Here is a 16,695-nt window from a genome sequence, read left to right as displayed (position 1 = left end):
TCGCAGATGTCAGACGTTGAACCCGAGCGCCCGGAGCTGCTCGCGGCCGTCGTCCGTGATCTTGTCGGGGCCCCACGGGGGCATCCAGACCCAGTTGATGCGCAGTTCGCTGACCAGGCCGTCCGTGGCGGACTTGGCCTGGTCCTCGATGACGTCCGTCAGCGGGCAGGCCGCCGAGGTCAGGGTCATGTCGACGGTCGCGATGTTCGACTCGTCGACGTGGATGCCGTAGATCAGCCCCAGGTTGACGACGTCGATCCCCAGCTCGGGGTCGACCACGTCCATCAGGGCCTCGCGAAGCTCCTCCTCGGAGGCGGGCTTCATCTCAACGGTGTCGGTCATGCCGTCTTCCTCTCGGCTTCGGCGCCACCCAGCACCTGGGCCGTCGCGTCCTTCCACGCCATCCAGCTCAGGAGGGCGCACTTGACCCGGGCGGGGTACTTGGAGACACCGGCGAACGCGACCGCGTCCTCCAGGATGTCCTCCATCGCGTCGTCCGGCTCGATCCTGCCCTTGGACTGCATCAGCTCCAGGAAGGTCTCCTGGATCTTCTGCGCCTCGGTCAGCTCCCTGCCGACGAGCAGTTCGTTCAGCACGGAGGCGCTGGCCTGGCTGATGGAGCAGCCCTGACCCTCGTACGAGACGTCCGCGATCCTGGTGCCGTCGTACTTCACCCGAAGGGTGATCTCGTCTCCGCAGGTCGGGTTCACGTGGTGCACCTCGGCGTCGCCGTCCCTCAGACCACGCCCGTGCGGGTTCTTGTAGTGGTCCAGGATGACGTCCTGGTACATCGAGTCCAGCTTCACGGTGTCGAACGCCTCTCAGCCGAAGAAGTTCCGAACGTGCTCCAGCCCCTCGACCAGAGCATCGATCTCGGCGGGCGTGGAGTACAGATAGAACGACGCTCGCGTGGTCGCGGGAATTCCGTAGCGCAGGCAGACGGGACGCGCGCAGTGGTGGCCGACACGGACCGCGATGCCCTGCTCGTCGAGGACCTGGCCCACGTCGTGCGGGTGGATGTCGCCGAGGGCGAAGGAGATCGCGGCCCCTCGGTCCTCGGCCGTCGTCGGGCCGATGATGCGCAGGTCCGGGACCTCGGCCAGGCGCCTGACCGCGTATTCCGTCAGTGCGTGCTCGTGGGCGAGGATCTTGTCCATGCCGATCGAGTTGAGGTAGTCGATCGCCGCGCCCAGGCCGACGGCCTGGGCGATCGGGGGCGTGCCCGCCTCGAACTTGTGCGGCGCGGGGGCGTACGTCGAGGAGTGCATCGACACCGTCTCGATCATCTCGCCGCCGCCGAGGAACGGGGGCAGGTCCTCCAGGAGTTCCTGGCGGCCCCACAGGACGCCGATGCCCGTCGGGCCGCACATCTTGTGGCCGGTGAAGGCCACGAAGTCGGCCTGGAGGGCCTGCACGTCCACCGGCATGTGCGGCGCGGCCTGCGAGGCGTCGATGCACACCAGTGCGCCGACCTCCTGTGCGCGGCGCACGATCGCCTCGACCGGGTTGACCGTGCCCAGGATGTTCGACACCAGCACGAAGGAGACGATCTTCGTCTTCTCCGTGATGATCTCGTCGATGTTGGACAGGTCCAGGCGGCCGTCGTCCGTCAGACCGAACCACTTCAGCTTCGCGCCCGTGCGCTGCGCGAGCAGCTGCCACGGCACGATGTTGGAGTGGTGCTCCATCTCCGTGATGACGATCTCGGTGTCGCGGTCCACCCGGTAGGGCTCGTCGGCCCAGCCCAGCATGTTCGCGACGAGGTTCAGCGACTCGGAGGCGTTCTTGGTGAATATCACCTCGTCGCGGCTCGGCGCGTTGATGAACTCGGCGACCTTGTCACGCGCGCCCTCGTACAGCGCCGTGGCCTCCTCGGCGAGCACATGCACACCGCGGTGGACGTTGGCGTTGTGCTGCTCGTAGTACTCGTTGAGCACGTCGAGCACCTGGCGCGGCGTCTGCGAGGTCGCCGCGTTGTCCAGGTAGATGAGCTTCTTACCGTCGTGGATCACGCGGTCCAGGACGGGGAAGTCCTTACGGATCGCCTCGGTGTCGAGGAGGCCCGGCAGCTGTGTCACGCGGATGCGCCACCCTTCACGTATGCCTCGTAGCCCTCGTTCTCCAGCTTGTCCGCCAGCTCGGGGCCGCCGGACTCGACGATGCGGCCGCCGGCGAACACGTGGACGTGGTCGGGCTTGATGTAGCGCAGGATGCGCGTGTAGTGGGTGATCAGCAGGGTGCCGACCTCACCGGTCTCGCGGACGCGGTTGACGCCCTCGGAGACGATGCGCAGCGCGTCGACGTCCAGGCCGGAGTCGGTCTCGTCCAGGATCGCGACCTTCGGCTTGAGCAGCTCGAGCTGGAGGATCTCGTGGCGCTTCTTCTCACCGCCGGAGAAGCCCTCGTTGACGTTGCGCTCGGCGAAGGAGGGGTCCATGCTGAGGCGCTCCATGGCCTCCTTGACCTCCTTCACCCAGGTGCGCAGCTTCGGGGCCTCGCCGCGCACGGCGGTGGCGGAGGTGCGCAGGAAGTTGGAGACCGAGACGCCGGGAACCTCGACCGGGTACTGCATCGCCAGGAACAGGCCCGCGCGGGCGCGCTCGTCGACGGACATCTCCAGGACGTCCTCGCCGTCGAGGGTGACGGAACCGCTGGTGATCGTGTACTTCGGGTGCCCCGCGAGGGAGTAGGCGAGGGTGGACTTGCCGGAGCCGTTGGGGCCCATGATGGCGTGCGTCTCGCCCTGCTTCACGGTGAGGTCGACGCCCTTGAGGATCTCCTTCGTGGCGTTGTCGGCCTCGACGGTGACGTGCAGGTCTCGGATTTCAAGCGTTGCCATGGGTGCCTCAGGACTCCTGGGTGACGGAGACGAGAACGTCGTCCCCTTCGATCTTTACGGGGTATACGGGGACGGGGCGCGTCGCGGGGAGGCCGGACGGCTTGCCGGTGCGGAGGTCGAAGCGGGAGCCGTGCAGCCAGCACTCGATCTGGCAGTCCTCCACCTCGCCCTCGGAGAGCGAGACGTTCGCGTGGGAGCAGATGTCGTAGATCGCGAACACCTCGCCCTCGGTCTTCACGACCGAGACCGGCGTGCCGTCGAGTTCCACCCGGTGCGGGGTGTCCTCCTCCAGCTCGCCCAGCCCACAGGCGCGTACGAAGGTCATGCGACGGAAGCCTCCAGCTCCTCCTCGATCCTGGCGAGGAGGCGCTCCTCGATGTCGGCGACACCGATCTGCTGGACCAGCTCGGCGAAGAAGCCGCGGACCACGAGACGGCGGGCCTCGTGCTCCGGGATGCCGCGGGCCATCAGGTAGAAGAGCTGCTCGTCGTCGAAACGGCCGGTGGCGGAGGCGTGGCCGGCGCCGACGATCTCGCCGGTCTCGATCTCCAGGTTCGGCACCGAGTCGACCCGCGCGCCGTCGGTGAGGACCAGGTTGCGGTTCATCTCGTAGGTGTCCGTGCCCTCGGCCTTGGCCTCGATGAGCACGTCACCGATCCACACCGCGTGCGCGTCGTCGCCCTGGAGCGCGCCCTTGTAGACGACGTTCGACTTGCAGTGCGGGGCGTTGTGGGTGACCAGCAGGCGGTGCTCCTGATGCTGCCCGGCGTCGGTGAAGTACAGGCCGAACAGCTCGGCCTCGCCGCCGGGGCCCGCGTAGGTGACGCGCGGGTGGAGACGGACCACGTCACCGCCGAAGGTGACGACGACCGACTTGAAGGAGGCGTCCCGGCCGATCAGCGCGTTGTGCTGGGCGACATGGACGGCCTTGCCGTCCCAGTCCTGGACGGAGACGACGGTCAGCTTGGCGCCGTCGCCCAGGATGTAGTCGACGTTGGCGGCGAGCACCGCGTCACCGGTGTGGTCGATGACCACGACGGCCTCGGCGAAGGCACCCAGCTCGATCACCTGGTGGCCGAAGCGGGTCCCGCCCTCGCCGTGCACCGCGATGCGGATCGGCTCGGTGAGGACGGTCTCCTTCGGGACGGTCACGACGCCCGCCTGCTGGAAGGCGGAGTACGCCTGGGCGGCGACACGGTCCACCGGGGTGCCCGCCTTGCCGAGCCGCGCGTCGTCACGGCCGACGGTCTCGACGACGACGCCCTCGGGGGCCTCGACGGCGACCTTCACGCCCTGTCCGTTCTCCACGGCGGTGCCGTCGTGCAGACCGCGCAGGCGCTCCAGCGGGGTGAACCGCCACTCCTCCTCACGGCCGTGCGGGACTGGGAAGTCCGCGACGTCGAAGGACGGGGGCGCGCTCATGCGCGAGACGACGGTCGACTCCGCGGCAACCGCGATCGAGCCGGCGGTGGTGCTCCCCAGCGGTGGGGGTCCCCCCGCTCGAGCGGAGCCGAGAGTGGGGGAGTTCTGGACCTCAGCCATGGCTGTCGTTGTGCTCGCTTTCCTTTACGTATGTGGCCTGACGGGGACTGCGGACCGGCGGTCAGCCGACCGCGCCCTCCATCTGCAGCTCGATCAGCCGGTTGAGCTCCAGCGCGTACTCCATGGGCAGCTCCTTGGCGATCGGCTCGACGAAGCCGCGCACGATCATCGCCATGGCCTCGTCCTCGGACAGGCCGCGGCTCATCAGGTAGAAGAGCTGGTCCTCGGAGACCTTGGAGACGGTGGCCTCGTGGCCCATGGACACGTCGTCCTCGCGGACGTCGACGTACGGGTACGTGTCCGACCGGGAGATGGTGTCGACCAGCAGCGCGTCGCACAGCACGTTCGACTTCGATCCGGCGGCGCCCTCACCGATCTCGATCAGACCGCGGTAGGACGTACGACCGCCACCGCGCGCGACCGACTTGGAGACGATGTTGGACGACGTGTTCGGCGCCATGTGGACCATCTTGGCGCCCGCGTCCTGGTGCTGGCCCTCGCCCGCGAAGGCGATGGAGAGGGTCTCGCCCTTGGCGTGCTCGCCCATCAGGTAGACGGCCGGGTACTTCATCGTCACCTTGGAGCCGATGTTGCCGTCGATCCACTCCATGGTCGCGCCCTCGTAGGCCACGGCGCGCTTGGTGACCAGGTTGTAGACGTTGTTCGACCAGTTCTGGATGGTCGTGTAGCGGCAGCGGGCGTTCTTCTTGACGATGATCTCGACGACCGCGGAGTGCAGCGAGTCCGACTTGTAGATCGGGGCGGTGCAGCCCTCGACGTAGTGCACGTAGGCACCCTCGTCGACGATGATCAGGGTCCGCTCGAACTGGCCCATGTTCTCCGTGTTGATACGGAAGTAGGCCTGGAGCGGGATCTCCACGTGGACGCCCGGCGGGACGTAGATGAAGGAGCCGCCCGACCACACGGCGGTGTTCAGCGAGGCGAACTTGTTGTCACCGGCCGGGATGACCGTGCCGAAGTACTCCTTGAAGAGCTCCGGGTGCTCCTTCAGCGCGGTGTCGGTGTCGAGGAAGATGACACCCTGCTCCTCCAGGTCCTCGCGGATCTGGTGGTAGACGACCTCCGACTCGTACTGGGCGGCGACACCGGCGACGAGGCGCTGCTTCTCGGCCTCCGGGATGCCCAGCTTGTCGTAGGTGTTCTTGATGTCCTCGGGCAGGTCCTCCCAGGACTCCGCCTGCTTCTCCGTGGAGCGCACGAAGTACTTGATGTTGTCGAAGTCGATGCCCGACAGGTCCGAGCCCCAGTTCGGCATGGGCTTCTTCTCGAAGAGCTTCAGGCCCTTCAGGCGCAGCTTCGTCATCCACTCCGGCTCGGACTTCTTGGCCGAGATGTCGCGGACGACGTCCTCGTTCAGGCCGCGCTTCGCAGCGGCACCGGCCTCGTCGGAGTCGGCCCAGCCGTATTCGTACTTGCCCAGGCCCTCGAGTTCGGGGTGAGCAGTCTCCGTGGGGAGAGTCATGCGGGGTTCCTCCCGGCCGTGCTTGCAGAAGCGTGGTGGCTCTGGTGATCGGTCTTCGAAATCTTGGGGATGAACGTCGTACAGACGCCGTCACCGTGGGCGATGGTCGCCAGTCGCTGGACGTGGGTTCCCAGCAGTTCGGCGAAGATCTCCGTCTCGGCCTCGCACAGCTGCGGGAACTGTTCCGCGACGTGCACGACCGGGCAGTGGTGCTGGCAGAGCTGCTCGCCGACCGGTGCGCTCCGCGCCGTAGCAGCGTACCCGTCGACGCTGAGGGCCCTGGCCAGAGCCTCGGCGCGCTCCTCCGGGCCGGCGGCCTCGATCGCCTCGCGGTAGGCGCGCGCCTGCGCGGCGATCCGGGCGCGGGCGAAGGCGGCGACCGCCTCGGGACCGCCCTCCCGCTCGGCGATCCAGCGCAGCGCGTCCGCGGCGAGCTTGTCGTAGGACTGGTCGAAGGCGTCCCGGCCGCAGTCGGTGAGCGCGAAGACCTTCGCGGGGCGGCCGCGCGTGCGCGTGCCGTAGACCCGCTGCTCGCGCGCCTCCACGACGTCGTCGGCGACGAGCGCGTCCAGATGGCGCCGCACAGCCGCCTGGGTCAGCCCCAGCCGGCCGGCCAGCTCGGCGACGGTCGACGGGCCGTGGTCCAGGATGGACCTCGCGACCCGGTTGCGCGTCGAGTGCTCCCCGGTCGCGAGCTCCTCCTGGGGGGTCCCCACCGGGGTCTCCCGAGCCTCGCCGACGTTTTTCACAACGCCATTGTTGCGTAATTCCGCGGAACCTGACAAGGCGCGTCCCGATCACCGGACGGTGCCCTGCATCACTTAGGCATACCTAATGCGACCTGCGGAAACGATCTTCTGATCGATCATCGCAGGTCCCCACCGGTCAATTCGGTGGCGCCCGTCGCCCCCGTCGGGAAGACTTCCGGGCCATGTCCGAACCCGCTCCGGCCGGCCCTCTGGTCACCCGCGACGCCGTGTCCGCACAGCTGCGCCTGCTGGGCGTCGAGAACGGCGAGATCCTCCTGGTGCACTCCTCGCTCAGCGCGCTCGGCTGGGTCAACGGCGGGGCCGTCGCCGTCGTCCACGCACTCCTCGACGCCCTCGGCCCCTCCGGCACGCTCGTCGTCCCCACTCAGACCGGCGACCTGTCCGACCCGGCCACGTGGGGAAACCCGCCGGTGCCCGAGGAGTGGTGGGACAGCATCCGCGCCACCATGCCGCCGTACGACCCCCTGGTCACCCCCTCGCGCGGGGTCGGTGTGATCCCGGAGACCGTGCGGACCTGGCCCGGCGCCCTGCGCAGCGCGCATCCGCAGACTTCCTTCGCCGCGCTCGGACCGCACGCCCGGGAGATCACCGACGGCCATGCCGCCGACTGCCGGCTCGGGGAGCGCAGTCCGCTGGCCCGCCTGGAGCGGCTGGGCGCCCGGGTCCTGCTGCTCGGCGCGGGCTACGACGCCTGCACCAGCTTCCACCTCGCCGAGTACCGGACACCGGCACCGCTGGTCGAGGTCGGCCGGCCCGCGCCGGGCGGCGGCTGGGAGACGGTGATCGAGGTGTCGGTCAGCTCCGAACGGTTCGACGAGCTGGGCCATGACTTCGAACGGGACCGGCCGGTCGTACGGGGCACGGTCGGCGCGGCCGACGCCCGGCTGTTCCCGGTGGCGGACGCCGTCGCCTACGCCGAACGGTGGCTGCCGCTGCACCGGCCCCTGGAGGACTTCCCCTACCCCCACGCCTGAGCCACCCGCATGCTCCCTAGACTCTGGACCCATGCGAAGTGAGCCCGCCCGCCCGTCTCCCGACCACCATCCCTCGAGGAGACGCTTCGCGCCGCACCCACTCATCGAGGTCCAGGCCCTGGTGAAGCGGTACGGAACGAAGACCGCGGTGAACGGCCTCGACCTGGTGGCCCAGGCGGGTGTGACCGCCGTGCTCGGCCCCAACGGGGCGGGGAAGACGACCACCGTGGAGACCTGCGAGGGCTACCGCACGCCGGATTCCGGCACGGTACGCGTCCTGGGCCTCGACCCGGTCCGGCAGGCCGCCGAGCTGCGGCCCCGCATCGGCGTGATGCTGCAGTCCGGGGGCGTCTACTCCGGCGCCCGGGCCGACGAGATGCTGCGGCACATCGCCAGGCTGCACGCCCACCCCCTGGACGTGGACGCGCTCGTCGAACGCCTCGGGCTCGGCTCCTGCGGCCGTACCTCCTACCGGCGCCTGTCCGGCGGCCAGCAGCAGCGGCTGGCGCTCGCCATGGCCGTGGTCGGCCGGCCGGAGCTGGTGTTCCTGGACGAGCCCACCGCAGGCCTGGACCCGCAGGCCCGCCGGGCCACCTGGGAGCTGGTGCGGGACCTGCGCGCCGACGGCGTCTCCGTGATCCTCACCACGCACTACATGGAAGAGGCCGAGCAGCTCGCCGACGACGTCGCCATCATCGACGGCGGCCGGGTCATCGCCCAGGGCTCCCCGGAGGAGCTGTGCAGGGGCGGCGCCGAGAACACCCTGCGCTTCACCGGCCGCCCCGGCCTCGACCTGGGCTCCCTGCTCAAGGCGCTCCCGGCCGACTGCACGGCGGCCGAACTGACCCCGGGCGCGTACCGGGTCGTCGGCGGTGTCGACCCCCAGCTGCTTGCCACGGTCGCCTCGTGGTGCGCCCAGAACGGGGTGATGCCGGAGCGGATCTCGGTGGAGCGGCACACACTGGAGGACGTCTTTCTGGAGCTGACCGGCAAGGAGCTGCGCTCGTGACCACCACGACGGGTACGTACACCCCGAAGCCGGGTGCCGCCCCCCTGCCCCGCATGATCGCGGCGCAGGCGGTCCTGGAGACGAAGATGCTGCTGCGCAACGGCGAGCAGCTGCTCCTGACGATCGTCATCCCGACCCTGCTGCTGGTGCTCTTCAGCTCGGTCGACATCGTCGACACCGGCGCCGGCGAGGCCGTGGACTTCCTCGCCCCGGGCATCCTGGCCCTCGCGGTGATGTCGACCGCGTTCACCGGACAGGCCATCGCGACCGGCTTCGAGCGCCGCTACGGCGTGCTCAAGCGGCTCGCCTCCTCGCCCCTGCCCCGCTGGGCCCTGATGACCGCGAAGACGGCGTCCGTGCTGGTCACCGAGGTCCTCCAGGTAGTCCTGCTGATCGTCATCGCCCTTGCGCTGGGCTGGTCCCCGCACGGCGGCGGGGCCGGCGCGGCCGCCGTCGTGCTCCTGCTGATCCTCGGTACGGCCGCCTTCAGCGGGCTCGGCCTGCTCATGGCGGGCACGCTCAAGGCGGAGGCGACCCTGGGCGCCGCCAACCTGGTCTTCCTGCTGCTGCTCGTCGGTGGCGGGGTCATCGTGCCGCTGGAGAAGTTCGGGTCCGCCGGGCAGCACGTGCTGGGCCTGCTGCCCGTCTCCGCGCTCTCCGACGGCCTGCGGGACGTTCTCCAGCACGGCGCCGGAACGCCCTGGGGCGACCTGGGGATCCTCGCCGCGTGGGCGGTCGTGGCCCTCGCCGCTGCGGGCCGCTTCTTCCGCTGGGAGTAGTCGGCCAAGGCCCACCCTCGTGAACGCGTGCACAAGCGGCAGCCTACGATGGGGGGCGTGCCAAAGCTGAACCCCGCCGACGCCGCAGCGGCGCTGCGCAACCCCCTCGCCTTCATCGCCGAACGCTGGACCCCGCAGCCCCGGACGGTCCAGCGGGCGGCCCTCGCCGCGCTCGTCATGGCGGTGGTCATCGTCGTCACCGGCGGCGCCGTCCGACTGACCGGCTCGGGCCTGGGCTGCCCGACCTGGCCGACATGCACCGACAACTCGCTGACCACGACCCAGGCCATGGGCTTCCACGGCGCCATCGAGTTCGGCAACCGCATGCTGACGTACGTGCTGTGCGCGGCCGTCGGCTGGGCGATCATCGCCGCGCGCTCCGAGAAGCCGTACCGGCGCAGCCTCACCCGGCTGGGCTGGGCCCAGTTCTGGATCGTCATGAGCAACGCGGTGCTCGGCGGCATCGTCGTCCTGGTCGGTCTGAACCCGTACACGGTCGCGGCGCACTTCCTGCTGTCCACCGCGCTCATCGCCGTCGCCACGCAGATGTGGCAGCGCACCCGCGAGGGTGACGCGCAGCCGCGTCCGCTGGTCGGCAAGGCCGTGCAGCAGCTCGTGTGGTTCCTGGTCGCCGCCTCCGGGCTGCTCATCGCGGCCGGCACGGTGGTGACCGGCGCCGGGCCGCACGCGGGCGACTCCAAGGAGGTCGAGCGGATCCAGATCGACTGGACGACGGTGGCCAAGGGACACGCGGTCCTGGCCTGGATCGTGGTGACGCTGACCTTCGCCCTGTGGTTCGTCCTGAAGGCGGTGGACGCGCCGAAGGGTCCGCTGGACCGGACACGGGAGCTGTTCCTGATCCTGCTCGCGCAGGGCGTGATCGGCTACGTCCAGTACTTCACGCACCTCCCCGAACTCCTGGTGGGCGCACACATGCTCGGTTCTACGGTGATGTGGGTCTGGGTGCTGCGTGTGCTTCTGTCACTGCGCGAACGCCCCGAGTCCGTGGCCGGCCTGCCCGGACCGTCCGCCGAGGTGACGGTCGCCACGCACGCGTAGCGGCGTGGCGAGCAGTTTCTAGGCGGCGCCCAGCCCGTACACCCGCCGGGCGTTGTCCGCCGCGACCATCCGTGCCACCCGTCGGGCGTCCCCCAGGGACCAGGCGCCCTCGGTCACCCAGGTGCCGAGCACCCGGCCCAGGGACTCGCGGAACAGACGGGCGCCGACCACGTGCAGCTCGGGCAGGCCATGGGCGCCGCTGGAGAAGAGGATCTTGCCGAAGGGGGCCAGTTCCAGGATCTCGGCGAGGATGGTGGCCGCGCGGGCGCCGGTGTGCGCGAGGGCCGCGCCGGAGTCGGCGTACACGTGCGGGAAGACCCCGGCCAGGTGGGCGGCGTGCCGGTGGTACGGGTAGCCGTGCAGCAGGACCAGGTCGGTGCCCAGGCCCGCCGTGGCCCGGACGAAGTCCGCGAGCAGCACGGGGTCCCTGCGGTCGATGCGCGAGCCCGGCTCGCCGAGCCCGGCGTGCAGCTGGAGCGGCAGGCCCGAGGCGACCGCGATCCACAGCAGATGCCGCAGCAGCACCGGGTCCGTCAGCGCTCCGCCGACCCGCCGCCCGGCCAGCCAGCGGCCCGCCGCACCCCGCACCTCCCCCGGCCCCGGCGGCTCCGGCGCGAGCGCCAGGCCGTGCCGTAGACCCGCGACGGAGGTGAAGGCGACCGCGTTCGCGGCGGCCCCGTGCACCGATTCCGCGAGGTTGGCGAGGAACGACTCGACCGTGCCGGAGGTGTCGGCGACCTGCTCCGCGAGCAGTTCGAGCCGGACGATCTCCCGTGCCTCGGCGTCGCCCGTGGAGGCCATCTCGGCGGGGCCGGTGAGGTCGCCGGGCAGGCCCGTGTCGACGAGGTAGGTGGTGATGCCGCTGCCGCGCAGCAGTCTGCGGCCCGCCTCCAGGGCGCCGAGTTCACGGCGCCGGGCGAGATACCGCGCGGGCGGGCAGTGCGGTTCCAGCCCCAGGAGCGGCGGACACCAGCGCCGTACGGCGAAACCGGTCTGGGTGTCGAAGAGGGTGGTGCCCGGCGCGGGTGGCCCCTCGGTGCGCGCCAGCTGGGCCTCGAAGGTGCCGAGGCCCAGCTCGGTTCGCAGTACGCCGTGGCAGTACTGGTCCACGAGGGACGGCGTTTCGATCATTCCGACTCCCCGCCGGGACGTAGCGCTGCGCTGGCTCACACGTCCTAACGGGTGCACGGGGTCCGAGGTCGCGGTCCAACCGGCCCCGGGGCCGGCTGTCAGCCGCCGATCTGCATGCCCGCCATGCGCTTCCACTCGTACGGCCCCGTCTTGACCTTCGCCGCGAACTCCCCGTCGAAGGACTCGTGGAGGGTGATACCGGCCTTCTTGACCGCCTGCTCGGCGATCTCGACGCTGGGGGCCACCAGGTTGCCCCATTCACCGTCCTCGCCGACCAGGGCGATCCGGGCGCCGCGTTCGCCGATGTAGGCCACCTGGCCCTCGGCGCCGCCGTGCGTCTTGGAGAAGGCGCTGATCTGCCGGGCGAGCTTCGCCGCCTTGCGCTCGGCCTTCGCGTCAACCTGCTGCGTGTCTGCCATGCTCAGGATGCTACTCACGCGTAGATCCACTGGCGAGAGCATGCCTGTGTGACATAGGTCGGTGGCCGTGTGACGTACGTCAGCGCAGGAAGGGGTCCACGGCGACCGCGACGAAGAGGATCGACACGTAGGTGATCGACCAGTGGAACAGCCGCATCTCCTTCAGCTTCGCGCCGGTCACCTCGGCCTTCGCACGGTTCTGCAGCCCGTGCGCCTCCCACAGCCAGAAGCCGCCGGCCGCGAGGGCGACCGCCGTGTAGAACCAGCCGGTGTAGCCGAGCGGGGTGAGCAGCAGCGAGACGGCGACCATGACCCAGCTGTAGATGACGATCTGCCGGGCCACCACCTTGTTGGAGGCGATGACCGGGAGCATCGGCACGCCCACGCGCGCGTAGTCGTCCTTGACCTTCATGGACAGCGGCCAGTAGTGCGGCGGCGTCCAGAAGAACATGACGAGGAAGAGGATGACCGGCGCCCACGACATGGAGTTCGTGACGGAGGACCAGCCGATCAGCACCGGGAGGCAGCCGGCGATGCCGCCCCACACGATGTTCTGCGAGGTGCGCCGCTTGAGGATCATCGTGTAGACGACGACGTAGAAGAGGAGCGCTCCGAGTGACAGCCAGGCGCTCAGCCAGTTGACGGTCAGCCCGAACAGCAGCGTCGAGACCACCGCCAGGGTGATGCCGAAGGCCAGGCACTCGCGCGGGCTGACCATGCCGGTCACCAGCGGACGCTGCGAGGTGCGGTCCATCAGGGCGTCGATGTCCCGGTCGATGTACATGTTCAGCGCGTTGGCGCCGCCCGCGGAAAGGTAGCCGCCGACGCAGGTGAGCAGGACCAGCTTGAGGTCGGGCACACCCTGCTGCGCCAGGAACATCACCGGAACGGTGGTGATGAGCAGCAACTCGATGATCCGCGGCTTGGTCAGCGCTACGAACGCCTTGGCACGGGCCCCGAACGGCCGGTGAACCGGGCCCTGGCTCGCACCACCGAGCTCCCCCATGGCCTTAACGGCATGGGCGGTGCCCCCATCCGCTGGACGGGATTCGACGGCCGTCACGCACACCCCTGACAGAGACATCCCAGCGAGCCTCCCCGTGTGAAGTGCCGGTAAAGAAGGCTCGCGCGTACCACGCCACTGTAGACGTTGCCCATACCCCGGCCTTCGCGGGGGTGGGGTCGTGTTGGCGGAGGTCGCATGAGAGGTGCCCTCTGGCTCGATTGAGCGGTCAGATGAGCGCCTCTTTATTCATGTGCCAAATGCGCTGTCGGCCAGTCGGGAGGCGGATCGCGCGGAGTCCCGGCAGTCTGTGATTACGCGAAAAAACGCACGTCCTTACGAGGGTAGGCTCGACACGGCCGGTGGGCAGGCAGTGCACCGGCGGCCGGGGTGGGCACGTGCCCCGAAGACCGGCGACCGACATGTGGAGAGGAGCCCTGAGCCAGGGTGAGCACCAAGCCGACCACCACAGACCTCGAGTGGACCGACCTGGACCAGCGGGCCGTGGACACCGCCCGGGTCCTGGCCGCCGACGCCGTACAGAAGGTCGGCAACGGCCATCCCGGTACGGCGATGAGCCTGGCCCCGGCCGCCTACACCCTCTTCCAGAAGGTGATGCGGCACGACCCGGCCGACCCGGAGTGGGTCGGGCGCGACCGCTTCGTGCTGTCTGCCGGACATTCGTCCCTGACCCTCTACACCCAGCTGTACCTGGCCGGTTTCGGCCTGGAGCTGGACGACCTGAAGGCCTTCCGGACCTGGGGTTCGAAGACCCCCGGTCACCCGGAGTACGGGCACACCAAGGGTGTGGAGACCACCACCGGCCCGCTCGGCCAGGGCGTCGCCAACGCGGTGGGCATGGCGATGGCCGCCCGCTACGAGCGCGGTCTGTTCGACCCGCAGGCCCCGCAGGGCGAGTCGCCCTTCGACCACTTCATCTACTGCATCGCCGGTGACGGCTGCCTCCAGGAGGGCATCGCCGCCGAGGCGTCCTCGCTGGCCGGTCACCAGAAGCTCGGCAACCTGATCCTGCTGTGGGACGACAACCACATCTCGATCGAGGGCGACACCGAGACGGCCGTCTCCGAGGACACCGCCCTGCGGTACGAGGCCTACGGCTGGCATGTGCAGCGTGTGGAGCCGAAGGAGAACGGCGACCTGGATCCGCGGGCGATCTACGCCGCGATCCAGGAGGCCAAGGCCGTCACCGACCGGCCGTCCTTCATCGCGATGCGTTCGATCATCGCCTGGCCCGCCCCGAACGCGCAGAACACCGAGGCCTCCCACGGCTCCGCCCTCGGCGACGAGGAGGTCGCGGCCACCAAGCGCGTCCTCGGCTTCGACCCGGAGAAGACCTTCGAGGTCTCCGACGAGGTGATCGCCCACACCCGCAAGGCGCTGGAGCGGGGTGCCCAGGCGAAGGCCGAGTGGGAGAAGTCCCTGCAGCTGTGGCGGGACGGCAACGCCGAGCGCGCGGCCGAGTTCGACCGGATCAGCAAGGGCGAGCTGCCCACCGGCTGGGAGGAGAAGCTCCCGGTCTTCGAGCCGGGCAAGGGCGTGGCGACGCGTGCCGCCTCCGGCAAGGTGCTGCAGGCGCTCGGCGCGGTGATCCCGGAGCTGTGGGGCGGTTCGGCCGACCTCGCCGGGTCGAACAACACCACCATCGACAAGGACAGCTCCTTCCTGCCCGAGGGCAACCCGCTGCCCGAGGCGAACCCGTACGGCCGCACCATCCACTTCGGCATCCGCGAGCACGCCATGGGCGCCGAGATGAACGGCATCGCCCTGCACGGCAACACCCGCGTCTACGGCGGCACCTTCCTCGTCTTCTCCGACTACATGCGCAACGCCGTGCGCCTGTCGGCCCTGATGCACCTGCCGGTGACGTACGTGTGGACGCACGACTCCATCGGTCTCGGCGAGGACGGCCCCACCCACCAGCCGGTGGAGCACCTGGCCTCGCTGCGCGCGATCCCGGGCCTGAACATCGTCCGCCCGGCCGACGCCAACGAGACCGCGATCGCCTGGCGCGAGATCCTCCAGCGCTACACCAAGGAGTTCGGCAAGGGCCGGCCGCACGGACTGGCGCTGACCCGGCAGGGCGTGCCGACCTACGAGCCGAACGACGACGCCGCGCGCGGCGGTTACGTCCTGTTCGAGGCGGAAGGCGGCGAGCCGCAGGTCGTCCTGATCGCCACCGGTTCCGAGGTGCACCTGGCCGTGGAGGCGCGCGAGCAGCTGCAGGCCGACGGCATCCCCACGCGCGTGGTGTCCATGCCGTCCGTGGAGTGGTTCGAGGAGCAGGACCAGGGGTACCGGGACTCCGTCCTCCCGCCCTCGGTGAAGGCCCGGGTCGCGGTCGAGGCGGGCATCGGCCTGACCTGGCACAAGTACGTCGGGGACGCGGGCCGCATCGTCTCGCTGGAGCACTTCGGTGCCTCCGCCGACGGCAAGGTCCTCTTCCGGGAGTTCGGTTTCACCGCCGAGAACGTGGCCGCGCAGGCCCGGGAATCCCTCGCCGACGCCCAGCGCTGACGCTCATATACGACACGTAGGAGATGTAATTCCATGACAGACGCACTCAAGCGCCTCTCCGAGGAGGGCGTCGCGATCTGGCTGGACGACCTGTCGCGCAAGCGGATCACGTCCGGCAACCTCGCCGAGCTGATCGACCAGCAGCACGTCGTGGGCGTCACCACCAACCCGACGATCTTCCAGAAGGCGATCAGCAGCGGCGACGGATACGAGCAGCAGCTCGCCGACCTGGCCGCCCGCAAGGTCACCGTCGAAGAGGCCATCCGCATGATCACCACGGCGGACGTCCGCGACGCCGCCGACATCCTGCGCCCCGTCTTCGACGCCACCGACGGCCAGGACGGCCGGGTCTCCATCGAGGTCGACCCGCGCCTGGCGCACAACCCCGCGGCCACCATCGCCGAGGCCAAGCAGCTGGCCTGGCTGGTGGACCGCCCCAACACCCTGATCAAGATCCCGGCCACCGAGGCGGGTCTGCCGGCGATCACCGAGGTCATCGGCCTCGGCATCAGCGTCAACGTCACGCTGATCTTCTCGCTGGAGCGCTACCGCGCGGTCATGGACGCCTACCTCGCCGGTCTGGAGAAGGCCAAGGAGCGCGGCCTCGACCTGTCGCTGATCCGTTCCGTGGCGTCCTTCTTCGTCTCGCGCGTGGACACCGAGATCGACAAGCGGCTGGAGGCGCTGGGCACCGACGAGGCCAAGACGCTGCGCGGCAAGGCCGCCGTCGCCAACGCGCGCCTGGCCTACCAGGCGTACGAGGAGGTCTTCGCCTCCGACCGCTGGAACGCACTGGAGAACGCGGGCGCCAACAAGCAGCGTCCGCTGTGGGCGTCGACCGGTGTGAAGGACCCGGCGTACCCGGACACGCTGTACGTCACCGAGCTGGTCGCGCCGAACACGGTCAACACCATGCCGGAGGCCACCCTGGAGGCCACCGAGGACCACGGCGAGATCACCGGCGACACCGTCACCGGCACCTACGAGCAGGCCCGCGCCGACATCGACGCGGTCGAGAAGCTCGGGATCTCGTACGACGACGTGGTCCAGGTGCTGGAGGACGAGGGCGTCGAGAAGTTCGAGGCGTCCTGGAACGACCTGCTGAAGTCGACCGAGGCGGTTCTGCAGCGCCTCGCCCCCTCGGAGGGCTGA

Annotated in this window: 17 protein-coding genes; 6 read left to right on the top strand and 11 right to left on the bottom strand. The window is 69.8% G+C overall.

Annotated elements, in window-relative coordinates:
- Nucleotides 1-9: 9 nt before the first annotated feature.
- From K7G59_RS20600 to K7G59_RS20565, 8 genes are all read right to left on the bottom strand, one after another.
- Nucleotides 10-342 (bottom strand): metal-sulfur cluster assembly factor, encoded by a 333-nt coding sequence (locus K7G59_RS20600; protein ID WP_225836312.1) that lies wholly within the window; start codon nucleotides 340-342, stop codon nucleotides 10-12.
- The gene (gene sufU, locus K7G59_RS20595) at nucleotides 339-806 is read right to left on the bottom strand and encodes a Fe-S cluster assembly sulfur transfer protein SufU (RefSeq protein ID WP_225836310.1); all 468 of its coding nucleotides are present in this window, start codon (nucleotides 804-806) and stop codon (nucleotides 339-341) included. Before sufU ends, K7G59_RS20600 begins: the two co-directional genes overlap by 4 nt.
- 15 nt (nucleotides 807-821) lie before the next feature.
- Nucleotides 822-2,078 (bottom strand): cysteine desulfurase, encoded by a 1,257-nt coding sequence (locus tag K7G59_RS20590; RefSeq protein WP_225836309.1) that lies wholly within the window; start codon nucleotides 2,076-2,078, stop codon nucleotides 822-824.
- Entirely contained in the window at nucleotides 2,075-2,839 is a 765-nt protein-coding gene (gene sufC, locus K7G59_RS20585) for a Fe-S cluster assembly ATPase SufC (RefSeq protein ID WP_225836307.1), read from the bottom strand. Before sufC ends, K7G59_RS20590 begins: the two co-directional genes overlap by 4 nt.
- A gap of 7 nt (nucleotides 2,840-2,846) precedes the next feature.
- Complete coding sequence (locus K7G59_RS20580) at nucleotides 2,847-3,164, bottom strand: non-heme iron oxygenase ferredoxin subunit (RefSeq protein WP_225836305.1); 318 nt, start codon at nucleotides 3,162-3,164, stop codon at nucleotides 2,847-2,849.
- Nucleotides 3,161-4,381 (bottom strand): Fe-S cluster assembly protein SufD, encoded by a 1,221-nt coding sequence (gene sufD, locus K7G59_RS20575; RefSeq protein ID WP_225836303.1) that lies wholly within the window; start codon nucleotides 4,379-4,381, stop codon nucleotides 3,161-3,163. Before sufD ends, K7G59_RS20580 begins: the two co-directional genes overlap by 4 nt.
- 61 nt (nucleotides 4,382-4,442) lie before the next feature.
- Nucleotides 4,443-5,864 carry a Fe-S cluster assembly protein SufB gene (sufB, locus tag K7G59_RS20570; RefSeq protein ID WP_225836302.1) on the bottom strand — a complete coding sequence of 474 codons (1,422 nt, stop codon included), beginning with the start codon at nucleotides 5,862-5,864 and terminating at the stop codon, nucleotides 4,443-4,445.
- Nucleotides 5,861-6,613 (bottom strand): metalloregulator ArsR/SmtB family transcription factor, encoded by a 753-nt coding sequence (locus K7G59_RS20565; protein ID WP_225836300.1) that lies wholly within the window; start codon nucleotides 6,611-6,613, stop codon nucleotides 5,861-5,863. The genes sufB and K7G59_RS20565 overlap by 4 nt, the downstream gene beginning before the upstream one ends.
- A gap of 182 nt (nucleotides 6,614-6,795) precedes the next feature.
- On the opposite strand from K7G59_RS20565, the gene K7G59_RS20560 reads away from it, so the two are divergent.
- The 4 genes from K7G59_RS20560 to K7G59_RS20545 are packed head-to-tail and all read left to right on the top strand — an operon-like array spanning nucleotide 6,796 to nucleotide 10,455.
- Nucleotides 6,796-7,608 carry an aminoglycoside N(3)-acetyltransferase gene (locus K7G59_RS20560; protein WP_225836299.1) on the top strand — a complete coding sequence of 271 codons (813 nt, stop codon included), beginning with the start codon at nucleotides 6,796-6,798 and terminating at the stop codon, nucleotides 7,606-7,608.
- A 31-nt stretch (nucleotides 7,609-7,639) separates the two neighbouring features.
- Complete coding sequence (locus tag K7G59_RS20555; protein WP_225836297.1) at nucleotides 7,640-8,617, top strand: ABC transporter ATP-binding protein; 978 nt, start codon at nucleotides 7,640-7,642, stop codon at nucleotides 8,615-8,617.
- Between the two features lie 53 nt (nucleotides 8,618-8,670).
- Nucleotides 8,671-9,396, top strand: a complete 726-nt coding sequence (locus tag K7G59_RS20550) for an ABC transporter permease (protein ID WP_225836537.1) — start codon at nucleotides 8,671-8,673, stop codon at nucleotides 9,394-9,396.
- Between the two features lie 48 nt (nucleotides 9,397-9,444).
- Nucleotides 9,445-10,455: a heme A synthase gene (locus tag K7G59_RS20545; RefSeq protein ID WP_225836293.1), complete on the top strand. Its 1,011-nt coding sequence runs from the start codon at nucleotides 9,445-9,447 to the stop codon at nucleotides 10,453-10,455.
- 18 nt (nucleotides 10,456-10,473) lie between these two features.
- Here K7G59_RS20545 and K7G59_RS20540 read toward each other — a convergent pair whose 3' ends face one another.
- The 3 genes from K7G59_RS20540 to K7G59_RS20530 all read right to left on the bottom strand — a co-directional run bounded on the left by K7G59_RS20540 (nucleotide 10,474) and on the right by K7G59_RS20530 (nucleotide 13,074).
- Nucleotides 10,474-11,586 (bottom strand): amidohydrolase family protein, encoded by a 1,113-nt coding sequence (locus K7G59_RS20540; protein WP_225836291.1) that lies wholly within the window; start codon nucleotides 11,584-11,586, stop codon nucleotides 10,474-10,476.
- Between the two features lie 98 nt (nucleotides 11,587-11,684).
- Nucleotides 11,685-12,005, bottom strand: a complete 321-nt coding sequence (locus K7G59_RS20535; protein ID WP_225836289.1) for a hypothetical protein — start codon at nucleotides 12,003-12,005, stop codon at nucleotides 11,685-11,687.
- Between the two features lie 79 nt (nucleotides 12,006-12,084).
- Nucleotides 12,085-13,074, bottom strand: coding sequence for a heme o synthase (locus K7G59_RS20530; protein ID WP_225836535.1), 990 nt, complete (start codon nucleotides 13,072-13,074; stop codon nucleotides 12,085-12,087).
- Between the two features lie 381 nt (nucleotides 13,075-13,455).
- Between K7G59_RS20530 and tkt the strand changes: the two genes are divergently transcribed.
- Both tkt and tal read left to right on the top strand, forming a co-directional pair.
- A complete protein-coding gene (gene tkt, locus K7G59_RS20525) occupies nucleotides 13,456-15,543 on the top strand; it encodes a transketolase (protein ID WP_225836287.1) in 2,088 nt (695 codons plus the stop codon).
- A gap of 33 nt (nucleotides 15,544-15,576) precedes the next feature.
- Nucleotides 15,577-16,695, top strand: a complete 1,119-nt coding sequence (tal, locus tag K7G59_RS20520; protein WP_225836285.1) for a transaldolase — start codon at nucleotides 15,577-15,579, stop codon at nucleotides 16,693-16,695.

It is taken from the genome of Streptomyces sp. NK08204, from assembly GCF_020400585.1.
In the GTDB taxonomy this organism is placed as follows: Bacteria; Actinomycetota; Actinomycetes; order Streptomycetales; family Streptomycetaceae; genus Streptomyces.
Note: the sequence above shows the minus strand (reverse complement) of the source record. Positions and strands in the feature narration are given on the sequence as shown.